The organism is Sporosarcina ureae (assembly GCF_002082015.1).
GTDB classification, from domain to species: domain Bacteria; phylum Bacillota; class Bacilli; order Bacillales_A; family Planococcaceae; genus Sporosarcina; species Sporosarcina ureae_A.
The window spans coordinates 3,085,678-3,099,407 of sequence record NZ_CP015109.1 but is presented as its reverse complement, the minus strand read 5'-3'; the positions used below and the strand labels follow the sequence as shown (position 1 = coordinate 3,099,407).

Here is a 13,730-nt window from a genome sequence, read left to right as displayed (position 1 = left end):
GATATTTGGGATAATCGGAATTAAATCTTCGGCTTTTTTCAAATTCACACACCATCCTCCATGATTTTCACCAATTGTTCTTTCAGTTCATTCAGTTGCTCATCTACACTCACTACGATTCGGCCATGGTTCGTTTCGATAAAGCAATCTGTTGCATTGAAATCTTCATTGACGAAAATAAGGAATGGCGTTTCTGGCGGAAAAATTGATGCGAGCTCAGCGCGATGCATCGTGACCATTTTAAACTGTTCAGTTGGGACGAACAGTTTTATTTCCTTGCTTTCTTGCGCTTCTTTAATTCCTTTTCGCACGATGGATAAATACGTCTCATCGTCTTCTTCTATCACTTTATTAATAATCCGTTCCGCCGACTTCATTCCGATGTCCAAAATTACTCGTTCTTGATTGATTAAATATTGTGTCGCATTCTCGTAAGATAATGTAGTAGTTTCGTTCGCAGCATTTACCATTTCACGCATTTCAGCCATCGCTTTATTGCGTCCATCATCGAATCCAACTTGAAATCCCTCGTCATATGCTTGTTGCTGTAATTCTTCTTTTTCTCGTGCCCAAGCTACATGCATTGATTCGATATCCGCTGCTGCTTGCTCTAATCGCTGTTTTATTTCAGCATCTACAATGTTTTTACGTTGCTCCATCTCTTGTAATAGGCGATTACGTTCCATGAACATCATGCCTGTATCGACGGGCTCTTCCACTTTTTCGTCTGGTTCCAATGATTGCAAATTACGTATCGATATTGCTTTTGTTGGATGTTGATTCATGACAGTTCGCTCGGAACGAAACAAATTAGACAATGATGTCATCTCCTCCACCACGCGCTATGATGATTTCGCCTGCATCTTCAAGTCTTCGGATAATTCCTACGATACGGGATTGTGCTTCTTCCACGTCGCGCAGTCGCACAGGCCCCATTACATCCATCTCTTCCCTGAACGACTCTGCCATACGTTGTGACATGTTCTTGAATAAGATATCTTTTACTTCTTCACTAGATACTTTCATCGCTAAAATCAAATCTTCATTTTCACAGTCACGGATGACACGCTGAATTGAACGGTTATCCAATGTAATAATATCTTCGAACACAAACATTCTTTTGCGAATCTCTTCAGCGAGCTCAGGATCTTGTATTTCAAGAGCATCGAGAATCGTTTTCTCCGTCGAACGATCTACTCCATTTAGCACTTCAACGACTGCATCTACTCCGCCAGTTTCAGTAAAGTCTTGAGTTACAGTAGACGATAATTTTCGTTCAAGTACAGCTTCTATCTCACTGATTACTTCAGGTGAAGTCGATTCCATTGTAGCAATTCGCTTTGCAATATCAGCTTGCATTTCTTGCGGAAGCTGTGACAGGATTAAACCCGCCTGCTCCGCTTCCAGATATGACAAAATCAATGCAATCGTCTGTGGGTGTTCATTTTGGATGAAATTTAATATTTGTGATGGTTCTGCACGCCTTGCAAAATCAAACGGTCGCACTTGGAGTGAAGATGTTAAACGGTTAATAATTGCTTGGGCATGGTCTTTTCCCAATGCTTTTTCAAGCACTGTCTTGGCATAGCCAATACCACCTTGAGAAATGTAATCCTGCGCAAGGGCAATATTGTGAAATTCCTCAATAATCTCTTCTTTTACAGAGGATTCTACTTTTTTCACACCCGAAATCTCTAATGTCAGTTGCTCAATCTCTTCTTCATTCAAATGCTTATAGATAGAAGCCGAAACCTCTGGACCCAAAGAGATAAGCAAAAGAGCAGCTTTTTGTTTTCCTGACATGTCTTTATCTTTCTTAACCAACTAAACCCCTCCGTTACTCCTTGGTGATCCATGTTCGTAATAATTTCGCAAATTCTTCTGGTTTATCTTTAGCCATTTTTTCTAGCTGTTTTCTGCGTGCTGTCGCTTCCGTCTCTTGTTCCAAGTTGATATCATCGACTTGTACTGAATCTAATTGAGTCTGAGCTTGTTCTTCAGCTAACTCTTCTTCTATTTCTGCTTCATTACGTCTCTTTCTCAAGAACAAGATAACAAGAACAATAATTGCAAGTAACAAGACACCGCCAATCAAATATATCCACCAAGGGATGATTGTCTTAGTATCTTCAAAGACCACATTTTTCCCCTTTAACGGCTGAACGGAAACCGCTATTTTCTCAGCTAATATCTCTTCTGTTAATTCTCCAGCTACTTCTGTATCCAATGAGGTACGTACAATGGTTTCTAGAATACGTTCAACATCTTGCCGTACTTCGGGTGCCAATGAAGTTGGATCATCCGCAGTAGGTGGTTCAATCATCACTTGTATTCCGATATTACTAATTTTGTATGGACTCTCCACTATATCTTTTCTAATTCTATTTACTTCATTATTAATCGTTTCTTCGAGACGTTCGTAATCTCCGTCTCCGCCTTCACCTTCAACATAGGTAGTGCGATTATCAGTCGGATCTTCTCCTTCAGGTGTACCCCCTACTGCTGGATTCGTACCTGAAAATGACTCAGTTATCCGTTGCACGCTCAACGCAATGCCTTCCATATTCTCCGGATCTACGGGTGTAACCAGATTCTCTTCACGTTTTTCCTTCTTAAAATCAATATCTGTCGTAACGGAAACAACTACTTTGTCTTGTCCCATCAACGTACCGAGCATCATTTGAACTTGCCGTTGTAAGTCGCGCTCAATGGTCTTTTTCACGCCCATTTGATCAGTCACACTGGCTCCATAAGAATTTCCTGAATCTTTCAGATCGAAATACTCAAAGTATTGGTTCTGGATGACGATATTTTCATTAGATAGATTAGGTAAGCTTTTTGAGACTAGATTATAAAGGGACGTGATTTGTTGTTCAGAAAAGTTTTGTCCCGGATTCGTCTTCAACATAATCGCTGCACTAGCTTCTGATGTCGTGTCGTTTACAAAAATACCTTCTGTCGGTAAGGTAAGCATCACTTTTGCGTCCTTAATACCTTCTATACCCTTTATTAGATTAGCTAATTCTGTTTGCATCGCAGCAAGCTTAATCATATTAAATTCATTGTCTGTAGTACCGAACCCAGCATTATCCGAGAAGAACGAATAATCGATCAGACCGGAATCTGGGAAACCTTCAGCTGCGAGCGATACGCGTAGATTATCTAATTGTTTTTCAGGTACTGATATTGCAGTACCCCCGGGCTCTACTTGATAAGGTACCCCTTGTCCCTCAAGTACTTCTTTTATTCGCCCAATTTCAGATGGTGATACTTCTGAATAAAGCGTTACATATGTAGTACGTGACATAGCCACTGTTAAAAAAACTGCCAACGCAATTATGCTGGCGGCTGTCGTTATATATATAATTTTTTGATTTTTTGTTCGACTTTCCCAGAAAGCTTTGAGATCCGCTTTGAGTTTTGTCAATCTTTCTTTCATTCTAATCCCCCGGTCAGCCTCACTAGGTTAGATCCACTCTTTCGCCTAGCGCTTTCTATCTGTTAGACAGGCATTCTAATGATTTCTTGGTATGCTTCTACCACTTTATTGCGCACTTCCATTGTTGCATTGAATGCAATACTCGCTTTTTGTGCTGAGATCATCACATTATGTAAATCGACATCTTCACCTTTAACAAGTTTTGTCGTCATAGAATCCGAGACTTTTTGTGTTTGGTTTACTTGATGAATCGCGTCGTTTAACATTGCTGAGAAGTTCTGCTGGGCTTCAAAAGGCGTTCTTTGTGTTTTAACTTCAGGTTGCTGAATCGACGTGGTAGGCATAGCACCTGTAATTGATTGTATGGCCATCTAGTTCACTCCTATTTTATCTTCCTATCTCTAATGCTTTCATTAACATAGATTTATTTGCATTCAATGCGGTTACATTCGCTTCATACGATCTGGTTGCGGACATTAAATCAATCATTTCACGTAAAGGGTCGATATTTGGCATTTCTACATAACCTTCTTCATTCGCATCTGGATGAGTGGGGTCAAAAACCAATTTGAAAGGTGTCTCCCGATCTTCTTTCACGCGTGATACGACCACACCATTTCCTGCATTACCGTGTGAGTGGACGCCTTTTGCAACTTGCAAGAATGAAGAAAACTGTCCATCTTTCGGTTGTAATGTGACAGTTTTCCTTCTATACGGTTGCCACTCGCCATCAACTTGCTTTGCTCGAGTCGAATCGACATTCGCCATATTGGATGATATGACATCCATGCGAAGACGTTGAGCGGTTAATGCAGAAGACGACGAGTTCAGACTATGAAATATACTCATGATCAACGGCCTCCTTTTATAACACTTTGTAATGAATTGAATTTCCCATTTAATCGTTCTATTAAAGCAGAGTTATATATTTGATTGGCAGCTAAGTCTGCTTGCTCTTTATCCATATCTACACCATTGCGGTCTTGTCGATAACGTAAATTTGATAAATCCCATGTTTTACTTGTCGTTGAATGGATAAAGTCTAAATGTCTCGAGTCAGTCTTGTACGCTTCTAGACTCTTACTTTTCTCATTCGAGAACACTTCTTTAAAATTAACATTTTTAGTTTTATAGTTAGGTGTGTCTACATTCGCTATATTTTGCGAAATTGCTTTCCCTTTTGCAGATGAATAATCTAAACCTTTTTCAAGCAGGTTGATGGTACCACCATAAATCTCCATCGTTTCCCCACCTTTCCCTCATTTATCACATTTTTCGCGGTTTCCTCAAAAAAATCCATATTATACTACTCTTATATTCTATCTTTGTCTAAATAGGTCATTTTTTATTATACTATTACTCTATTGTAGCTGAGACTAATGATTTTTGTCCAATGTTTTCTAAACAGAATTATAGTATAAAATAACTATTGAAAAGGATTCAGAGTAGTCTACATATTGCTACTAATTACTTCGTATCATACAAATTTGTATTTTATGTATTGAACAAAAATTGCTTTTATCTTAACATAAGTTATTTAATCACCAATTACTATATAGTGTAAATGACTTGCTACTATATTCTTTCAGTTACATTCAATTCTAACGCACTAAGCCTAATGTAATTGATATTTCCTATTTCATATATCTGAGACATAAGATTAATCCAGCTCGTCAAAATAGGAAGATTTCAATAAAAAAACCGAAGAAAATCCGTAATAACGGAAGTTTCTTCAGTTTCTAAACAATTTACTTTTGAAACAGTATTTAATTTTATGAATTGTGTTTCTCAAGCTCTGCTAGGAATTTATCATTCAATACTTTAATATACGTCCCTTTCATTCCTAGAGAACGTGATTCAATAACCCCAGCACTTTCAAGTTTACGAAGTGCGTTAACAATTACTGAACGTGTAATTCCAACACGATCAGCGATTTTAGAGGCTACAAGCAACCCTTCATTACCGTCTAACTCTTTAAAGATATGCTCGATTGCTTCATGTTCACTGTAAGACAATGAGTTAATCGCCATTTGCACAACTGCTTTACTGCGCGCTTCATGTTCAATTTCCTCTGATTTTTCACGTAAAATTTCCATGCCTACTACTGTTGCACCATATTCAGCAAGGATTAGATCATCTTCTGTAAATCCCTCTTTTAGTCGCGCAAGAATTAAAGTACCTAAGCGTTCGCCACCACCGATAATTGGGACGATAGTAGTTAAACCTTCTTGGAATAGTTCTTTGTTTTCGATAGGGAATACAGTATGTTCACTCTCGATATCGATATTTGGAGATGTTTCATTAATTTGGAATAAGCGATTCGTATACTCTTCAGGGAATTTACGATCTTCGAACATTTTCTTCATGCGTTCATTGTCAATTTGATGATGGATTTCTAAACCAAGTAATTTACCTCTTCTACTTACGATAAACGCGTTACAATCAATTACCTCACTTAGTTCTTCTGCCATCTCTTTAAAGTTTACAGGACCGCCTGCACCTTCTTGTAACATCGCATTAATTTTTCTTGTTTTAACTAATAAACTCATCTTTGTTGTTCCTCCTTAAGGTTCTCTTCAGACTTTAATGAATATTCTAAAGGTTTTAAATCATTAAATAAACTATTACGACTTCCTTATAGAATAAATTGTGACAAATCTTTGTTCTTTACAATTCCATCCAGCTTTTCATCTACATATGCTGGTGTAATCTTGATAGATGCAGGACCGATTTCTGCCGCTTCAAATGATAAATCTTCTAGCAACTTCTCCAAAATCGTATGCAATCTTCTTGCACCAATATTTTCTGTTTCATTATTTACCTCAAACGCAATTTCAGCCAGCTTGCTAATTGCTTCATCTGTAAATTCAATTTCGACATCTTCTGTCGCAAGAAGTCGTTCATATTGTTTTAATAAAGAAAAATCTGGTTCTCGCAGTATGCGCTCAAAATCACCTTTTGTCAATTTATCTAATTCTACACGAATCGGGAATCTACCTTGCAACTCCGGAATAATATCAGACGGTTTCGACATATGGAATGCTCCTGCGGCAATGAACAAAATATAATCGGTCTTAACAGCACCATATTTGGTTGTAACCGTAGAACCTTCGACGATTGGCAAAATATCACGTTGTACACCTTCACGAGACACTTCACCTGATGATTTTTGATTGCTACTTGCGATTTTATCCATTTCATCAAGGAAAATAATTCCCGCTTGTTCCGTTAACTCAATCCCTTTACGCGCTACTTCATCTTGATCAATTAACTTATCCGCTTCTTCCGCTTCCAGTACAACTCTTGCATCTTTGACTTTCATGCGACGCTGAACTTTCTTTTTCGGCATAAGTGAAGATAAAGCGTCTTGCATACCCGACATTTGATCCATACCAGACCCTTGCAATGCATCGAATAAAGAGGGGTGTTGCGCTTGCACGTCTACCGTCACCATTTTCTCTTCGATTAGACCACTTGCAAGTTGCGCAGCGATCTCTGAACGCTTGCGTCTAATCTCAGATTGATCTTCTGTTTGTTCGGGCTCTGGCTGTGTCTTTTGACCGAAAAACATTTCAAAAGGATTTTGACCTTCTGTATTTTTTTTCGCCTCAGGGACTAGCAACTTTACTAACCGTTCTTCCGCTAACTTTTGAGACTGCTTTTTAACCGCTTCGCGCATATCTTCTTTCACCATGCGTACTCCAACTTCAGTTAAATCGCGAATCATGGACTCAACATCTCGTCCTACATATCCGACTTCCGTAAACTTTGTCGCTTCGACTTTTACGAAAGGTGCATGAATCAACTTGGCAATTCTTCGGGCAATCTCTGTTTTTCCAACACCTGTAGGTCCAATCATCAAAATGTTTTTGGGAATGACCTCTTCTTGTTCTTCAGCAGTCAACTGCATACGACGATAACGATTACGCATAGCAACAGCAACTGCCTTCTTAGCTTTTTCTTGCCCAATAATATAACGATTTAAATACGCTGTGAGCGCTTTAGGAGTCATCTCTTGCTTCATCACTTAAAGCACCTCCACGATAATATTATGATTGGTGAACACACAAATATCAGCTGCTGTCTCAAGTGAAATTTCAGCAATTTCTTTCGCTGTCAATTCACTGCTATGCTTCTTCAATGCACGTCCGGCCGCTAGTGCGTAATTACCCCCGGAACCAATGGCCAATACCCCGTCATCTGGCTCTATTACTTCACCAGTACCTGATACGAGTAATAGCGTATTTTCGTCCATAACAAGTAACAACGCTTCTAATTTGCGCAGTATACGATCTCCACGCCATTCTTTAGCAAGTTCAACTGCCGCTCGCTGAAGATTTCCATCATATTCATTGAGTTTAGCTTCAAATAAATCGAATAGCGTAAAAGCATCTGCTACAGAACCAGCAAAACCAGCTAAGACTTTACCGTTAAATAATCTACGGACTTTCTTCGCTGTGTGCTTCATGACGACCGACTCGCCCATCGTCACTTGCCCATCACCTGACATAGCACATTGCCCATCATGATGAATAGCAAATATCGTTGTTGCATGAAATTTCATTATAGTTCCTCCTAAGCACGAGGGTGCGTTTGTAAATAAGTCTGACGTAAGTGTTCATTTGTGATATGGGTATAGACCTGAGTTGAAGATAGATGGCTATGTCCCAGCAATTCTTGTACTGACCGAAGATCTGCTCCAGCCCCAAGCAAATGTGTCGCAAACGTATGCCGGATCATATGTGGTGTAATATTTGTATGCAGAGATGCTTTCTCCATTAAACCATCTAATACATAGCGCACACCGCGATCCGTCAGAGGGTCACCACGCAGATTGACGAACAATTTTGCATGCTTCTTTTGCTTCATCAATTGTGGGCGACTACTCTCTATATAGTTTTGCAACGCTTCCTCTGCAAAACTTCCGAATGGCACAAATCGTTCTTTTCGTCCTTTACCCATTACTTTCACAATGCTTAAATAATGATCCACATCTTGCACTTCGATTTCTACTAATTCACCGACACGGATCCCCGTTGCATATAGCAACTCGAGTAAAGCACGGTCTCGCAAAGAGCGAAAATCTTCTCCCATCGTGACTTCAAAAAGCTTTTCCAACTCTTGCTGATAGAAAAAAGCAGGAAGGCGTTCTTCTTGCTTCGGATGATACAATAATCTAAATGCTTGATCTTCAATCCCGTATCGAGCATTCATGAATGTGTAAAATGAGCGGATGGCTGATATTTTCCTGGAAATGCTAGTTTTTGCATAAGAACGATCATATAATCGTGTTATATACAGCCTAGCCACAGGGTAATCGACTTCTTCTAATTTCTCGATTCCCTCTTCTTGCAGGAACAATAAAAAATCCCGAAGATCGTTTTCATACTCCGCGACGGTGTAGGACGAGTAGTTTTTCTCTAGTCGAATATAAGATACATATTCGTCTGCCAATTGTTTTATTTCAGGAATCATTTGATCACCTCGATACGAATTTATCATCGTACAACGTGCACCTGAAGATTTGAAAGGTTATTGATTACATACAGTTCGAAATAAACTGCCAAAGTCGAATGTTGTCCATAAAACACTATACATTAGCAAGGAATTTAGGGCAACTTTGAAAAACTGATTCTTGATCATTTTTAAATATAAGAACTATTTTCGTCACATAACAGTCAAATTACTTTAACAGCTAAGGAATTTTCTTCATATCCGCGATTAATTCTCCCGAAATATATGACGTCATATCTAGTAAGAAGTTGCACATGGCTAGTACAACTAAAAAACTGAAGACAGAACTCCGATTACGTGGAGTTCGATCTTCAGTTATATGTTTGTCATTAATTTAAATTCTTGCAATGCATCCAATGCGCGCGTCGCATGTTTGTTTGCTCGTTCGGCTTTTGTTCTATACCGCCTATTTAGCTCAGGGAATAATCCAAAATTGATGTTAATCGGCTGGAAATTCGTTGGGTCGGCTTCGGTAATATAACGCGCCATGCTGCCAAGAGCTGTTTCTCTCGGAAAACGGACTGGCTTCTCGCCCTTTGCCAGCTGCGCCGCATTAATACCTGCAATCAATCCTGATCCTGCTGATTCAACATAGCCTTCTACACCTGTTACTTGACCCGCAAATAGGATGGTTGGCTGTGTTTTAAGTTGATATGTGCAGTTCAATACTCTAGGTGAGTTGATAAATGTATTACGATGCATCACACCATAGCGCACGATATCCACATTTTCCAATCCAGGTATCAATTTTAATACTTCTTTTTGCGCTCCCCATTTTAGATGTGTCTGAAATCCTACTAGGTTATATAATGTGCCCGCCGCGTTATCCTGTCGTAACTGAATAACCGCTTTTGGCTCTTTTCCTGTCTTAGGATCTTCAAGTCCAACCGGTTTTAACGGACCGAATAACATCGTCTTGACACCGCGCTTCGCCATCTCTTCGATTGGCATACATCCTTCAAAGTAAAGTTCTTTTTCAAAATCCTTTAAAGGTGCAACTTCAGCTGAGGTTAAAGCTTCATAAAATCGTTCGAATTCTTCGTTATTCATAGGGCAATTTAAATATGCTGCTTCACCTTTATCATAACGTGACTTCAAATACACTTTATCCATATCGATGGAATCGGCTTCTACGATTGGGGCTGCCGCATCATAGAAGTATAAGTAATCTTCTCCAGTCAGCTGCCGTATTTCTTCAGCTAATACTGGTGAAGTGAGTGGACCAGAGGCAATTACTGTAATTCCTTCCGGTACTTTCACTACTTCTTCATTGATCACTTCTATATTCGGATGATTTCGGATCTTTTCAGTGACGTTGCCTGCGAATTCGTGACGATCTACTGCAAGCGCACCGCCAGCAGGTACCGCACAATCATCCGCGGCTTGGATAATCAATGAATTCAATTGACGCATCTCTTCTTTGATCACTCCGACAGCATTCGTCAGGTTATTGGCACGTAACGAGTTGCTACATACTAACTCCGCAAATTTATCTGTATGATGGGCGGGGGTTTGCTTCACAGGACGCATTTCAAATAGTTTTACTTGAATTCCCCTATTAGCTAATTGCCAAGCAGCCTCACTTCCGGCTAACCCTGCTCCGACCACGTTTACAATTTGCGTCATTACAACTACCTCTTTCTCATTATAATTAATTATTTTTTACATACTAGCCTTGCGGTTCTTCTTTATAATCACATTCAGTACATTGGATTTGAACGCCTTTTTTCAAGCGTTTCTCAACCATTGTATGCTGACATTTCGGACAAGGTCTTGCGATCGGTTTATCCCATGAAACATAGTCACATTCAGGATATTGATCACAACCGAAGAAGATTCTTTTTGTCTTACTTTTACGTTCGACTACTTCGCCTTCTTTACACTTCGGACATTTCACACCAATTGGTTTGATAATAGCCTTCGTATTACGACAATCAGGGAAGTTGGAGCAAGCCATGAATTTTCCGTAACGTCCCATTTTGTAAACCATCGGAGAACCACATTTCTCACAATCTTCGCCCGCTGGTTCATCTTTTATTTCTATTTTTTCCATTTCGGCATCGGCTACTTCTACGTGTTTTTCGAAATCACGATAGAAATCATCGATCACAGTGCGCCATTCGATTGTGCCTTCTTCTACATGGTCGAGACGTTGTTCCATTTGTCTGGTAAATTCGATATCGATGATATTAGGGAAGTATTGATCCACCGCTTGATGGACGATTCCCCCGAGTTCTGTTGGAATAAATCGTTTGGCATCCAGTGTGACGTATCCACGTTTTTGAATAGTATCAAGTGTTGGTGCGTACGTAGAAGGTCTACCTATACCTAGCTCTTCAAGCGTCTTCACTAAACGTGCCTCCGAATATCTTGGCGGCGGCTGCGTGAAATGCTGTTTCGGATCCACTTCTGCATATTTAATACGCTCGCCTTCTTCAAGAGGCGGTAAAATATTTTCCTTTTCTTCTTGTTGATCATCATTGCCTTCGATATACACTTTCATAAAACCCGGAAATTTCACTTGAGAGCCTGATGCTCTGAAGCGAACATCGCCATTTAAGAAATCAGCAGTCACTGTATCCAAAACAGCTGGAGCCATTTGACTTGCGATGAGACGTTCCCATATCAATTTATATAGACGATGTTGGTCTCTTGTTAAGAACGCTTTCATCGCGTCTGGTGGCCGCATAGCTGAAGTTGGCCTCACTGCTTCGTGTGCATCCTGTGTTTTTGCTTTAGCTTTCGTCTTCTTCGTACTAGTTGAAATAAATTCTTCCCCATACATAGTATGGATGAATGACTTCACTTCTTCCTTTGCAGTATCAGAGATTCTCGTCGAGTCGGTACGCATATACGTAATCAAACCAACTGTACCTTCTTTTCCGATCGCAATCCCTTCATATAATTGTTGCGCTAGCATCATCGTTTTTCTCGCACGGAAATTCAGCTTACGTGCTGCCTCTTGTTGAAGGGATGAGGTTGTGAACGGCAACGCTGGGTTACGTTTACGTTCTTTTTTCACTACTTTTGATACTTCGAATTCGTCTGGCTTTATTGAATTGACGATTTTTTCTACTTGCTCTTGATTCGTCAGTTTCACTTTTTCTGCAGCATCGCCATAAAATTGTGCTTCAAAAGTTTTATTATCTTTAGTGAATTGTGAAGTAATGGACCAGTACTCTTCTGGTTCAAATGCATTGATTTCATTTTCTCGGTCAATGATTAAACGCAAAGCAACTGATTGGACGCGTCCTGCGGATAATCCTTTTTTTACTTTCTTCCAAAGGATCGGGCTAATGTTATAGCCTACCAATCTATCCAATATCCTTCTCGCTTGCTGTGCGTCCACTAAATCCATGTTAATAGGACGAGGGTGTTTAAATGATTCTTTGATTGCTTCTTTTGTGATTTCATTGAAGACCACGCGGCAATCAGATTCGATATCTACACCTAATTGATGTGATAAATGCCAAGCTATCGCTTCCCCTTCACGATCCGGGTCAGCCGCCAGAAAAATTTTCTTCGCTTTTTTTGCTTCTTTTTTTAAGTCTTGAAGAATTGGTCCTTTTCCTCGGATCGTAATATACTTCGGTTCATAATTATTTTCGGTATCTACACCCATTTGACTGCGGGGTAAATCACGTAAATGACCAAGTGATGCACTAACTTTATACTTCTTTCCTAAGTAACGTTCAATCGTTTTCGCTTTAGCAGGCGATTCCACTATTACTAAGTAATCTGCCATATCGTTCCCTCCTCAGAGAGATTTCTTTATATTTATTCAGCAAAAGAATATCTGTTGCAAAATGTATAACAGTTTTTGAAATAAAGCAACCTTTTAAACATCTGCCAAAAAGAGGATAGGCCAATTTATAGTAAAGAGTCAATAATCTGATAACCACTCCATAACGGCTTGGCCCCTTCATCCAACAGCTTATTTGGACCCGCGGATAGAGCAGAATCTATCGAGCCAGGCACTGCAAATATTTCTTTTCCATGATCAAGCGCATGCTCGACTGTACTCATCGTTCCACTTTTTTCGACAGATTCTGTAATGACTAACGCGCTGGATAAACCACTAATAATCCGATTACGCATAGGAAATGTCCATTTTGCCGGTGGAAAGTACGGTGGATATTCCGTCATAAGTAAATGATTTTTCGCTATTTCTTCAGCAATTTTTTGATTCTTTTTCGGATACATATGAGAAAACCCATGTCCTAAAACGCCAATTGTCTTTCCGCCATACGCGATAGCAGCTTGATGGGCCATCGTATCTGCTCCATCTGCTAAGCCTGAGACAATTGGGATATGATGATCGACGAGTGGCGGCACAATAAATTCCAATGCCTTTTTGGAATAGCTCGTCGCTTTGCGAGAACCAATGATGCCAACACAAGGATGTTTTTTCAATAAAAGAGTATTCCCTTTAGTATAAAGAATAGCAGGTGGATCACATAATCGTTTTAACTCCTCGGGATAATTGGAATGAAAATACGTGATGGGAATACAATCGTTTTTCTTTAACATTTCCACTATAGGAAGACAAGATATTTCTTTATATTTCATTGGAAATTGTTCCGTTTTTTCAAGGGGTAAATTTAAAACATACGACCACTGAAGAGCGGAGTAAGAGTGTAAATCTTCTAATGAAGGGTTCTCTTGTAATAGATTCGTAAAGCGATTAAAAGGTACTGGATGGATATAATGTACGTATAATAAACGGAGTTGTTGATTAGTATATAGCATCGAATTCTCCTCTGTTCGACACTACAAG

Annotated in this window: 13 protein-coding genes; all 13 read right to left on the bottom strand. The window is 39.5% G+C overall.

The annotated features are described in order from the left end of the window. Positions 1-44 precede the first annotated feature (44 nt). Entirely contained in the window at positions 45-818 is a 774-nt protein-coding gene (locus tag SporoP17a_RS15005) for a FliH/SctL family protein (RefSeq protein ID WP_167693448.1), read from the bottom strand. Continuing rightward, positions 811-1,824 carry a flagellar motor switch protein FliG gene (gene fliG, locus SporoP17a_RS15000; protein WP_029053210.1) on the bottom strand — a complete coding sequence of 338 codons (1,014 nt, stop codon included), beginning with the start codon at positions 1,822-1,824 and terminating at the stop codon, positions 811-813. Before fliG ends, SporoP17a_RS15005 begins: the two co-directional genes overlap by 8 nt. 13 nt (positions 1,825-1,837) lie before the next feature. After that, positions 1,838-3,439, bottom strand: coding sequence for a flagellar basal-body MS-ring/collar protein FliF (fliF, locus tag SporoP17a_RS14995; protein ID WP_083035425.1), 1,602 nt, complete (start codon positions 3,437-3,439; stop codon positions 1,838-1,840). 62 nt (positions 3,440-3,501) lie between these two features. Beyond that, positions 3,502-3,810, bottom strand: coding sequence for a flagellar hook-basal body complex protein FliE (gene fliE, locus SporoP17a_RS14990; protein WP_083035424.1), 309 nt, complete (start codon positions 3,808-3,810; stop codon positions 3,502-3,504). Between the two features lie 16 nt (positions 3,811-3,826). Further along, complete coding sequence (gene flgC, locus SporoP17a_RS14985) at positions 3,827-4,288, bottom strand: flagellar basal body rod protein FlgC (RefSeq protein ID WP_083035423.1); 462 nt, start codon at positions 4,286-4,288, stop codon at positions 3,827-3,829. A 2-nt stretch (positions 4,289-4,290) separates the two neighbouring features. After that, positions 4,291-4,680 carry a flagellar basal body rod protein FlgB gene (flgB, locus tag SporoP17a_RS14980; RefSeq protein ID WP_083035422.1) on the bottom strand — a complete coding sequence of 130 codons (390 nt, stop codon included), beginning with the start codon at positions 4,678-4,680 and terminating at the stop codon, positions 4,291-4,293. Positions 4,681-5,211: 531 nt separating this feature from the next. Then, positions 5,212-5,988, bottom strand: coding sequence for a GTP-sensing pleiotropic transcriptional regulator CodY (gene codY / locus SporoP17a_RS14975; RefSeq protein WP_083035421.1), 777 nt, complete (start codon positions 5,986-5,988; stop codon positions 5,212-5,214). Positions 5,989-6,074: 86 nt separating this feature from the next. After that, positions 6,075-7,466, bottom strand: a complete 1,392-nt coding sequence (gene hslU, locus SporoP17a_RS14970; RefSeq protein ID WP_420542188.1) for an ATP-dependent protease ATPase subunit HslU — start codon at positions 7,464-7,466, stop codon at positions 6,075-6,077. Further along, positions 7,467-8,006, bottom strand: coding sequence for an ATP-dependent protease subunit HslV (hslV, locus tag SporoP17a_RS14965; RefSeq protein ID WP_099638052.1), 540 nt, complete (start codon positions 8,004-8,006; stop codon positions 7,467-7,469). It lies immediately after the preceding gene. 8 nt (positions 8,007-8,014) lie between these two features. After that, positions 8,015-8,914, bottom strand: coding sequence for a tyrosine recombinase XerC (gene xerC / locus SporoP17a_RS14960; protein ID WP_083036153.1), 900 nt, complete (start codon positions 8,912-8,914; stop codon positions 8,015-8,017). Between the two features lie 354 nt (positions 8,915-9,268). Further along, complete coding sequence (trmFO, locus tag SporoP17a_RS14955) at positions 9,269-10,579, bottom strand: FADH(2)-oxidizing methylenetetrahydrofolate--tRNA-(uracil(54)-C(5))-methyltransferase TrmFO (protein WP_083035419.1); 1,311 nt, start codon at positions 10,577-10,579, stop codon at positions 9,269-9,271. Between the two features lie 43 nt (positions 10,580-10,622). Further along, positions 10,623-12,698 (bottom strand): type I DNA topoisomerase, encoded by a 2,076-nt coding sequence (gene topA, locus SporoP17a_RS14950; RefSeq protein WP_083035418.1) that lies wholly within the window; start codon positions 12,696-12,698, stop codon positions 10,623-10,625. A 125-nt stretch (positions 12,699-12,823) separates the two neighbouring features. Further along, positions 12,824-13,702 (bottom strand): DNA-processing protein DprA, encoded by an 879-nt coding sequence (gene dprA, locus SporoP17a_RS14945; protein WP_083035417.1) that lies wholly within the window; start codon positions 13,700-13,702, stop codon positions 12,824-12,826. Positions 13,703-13,730 lie beyond the last annotated feature (28 nt).

What these genes read in the sequence shown, in the direction of transcription:
- xerC (WP_083036153.1), bottom strand. Translation starts at nt 8,914, where the DNA reads ATGATTCCTGAAATAAAACAATTGGCAGACGAATATGTATCTTATATT.
- dprA (WP_083035417.1), bottom strand. Translation starts at nt 13,702, where the DNA reads ATGCTATATACTAATCAACAACTCCGTTTATTATACGTACATTATATC.
- fliE (WP_083035424.1), bottom strand. Translation starts at nt 3,810, where the DNA reads ATGGCCATACAATCAATTACAGGTGCTATGCCTACCACGTCGATTCAG.
- flgC (WP_083035423.1), bottom strand. Translation starts at nt 4,288, where the DNA reads ATGAGTATATTTCATAGTCTGAACTCGTCGTCTTCTGCATTAACCGCT.
- codY (WP_083035421.1), bottom strand. Translation starts at nt 5,988, where the DNA reads ATGAGTTTATTAGTTAAAACAAGAAAAATTAATGCGATGTTACAAGAA.
- topA (WP_083035418.1), bottom strand. Translation starts at nt 12,698, where the DNA reads ATGGCAGATTACTTAGTAATAGTGGAATCGCCTGCTAAAGCGAAAACG.
- fliF (WP_083035425.1), bottom strand. Translation starts at nt 3,439, where the DNA reads ATGAAAGAAAGATTGACAAAACTCAAAGCGGATCTCAAAGCTTTCTGG.
- trmFO (WP_083035419.1), bottom strand. Translation starts at nt 10,579, where the DNA reads ATGACGCAAATTGTAAACGTGGTCGGAGCAGGGTTAGCCGGAAGTGAG.
- flgB (WP_083035422.1), bottom strand. Translation starts at nt 4,680, where the DNA reads ATGGAGATTTATGGTGGTACCATCAACCTGCTTGAAAAAGGTTTAGAT.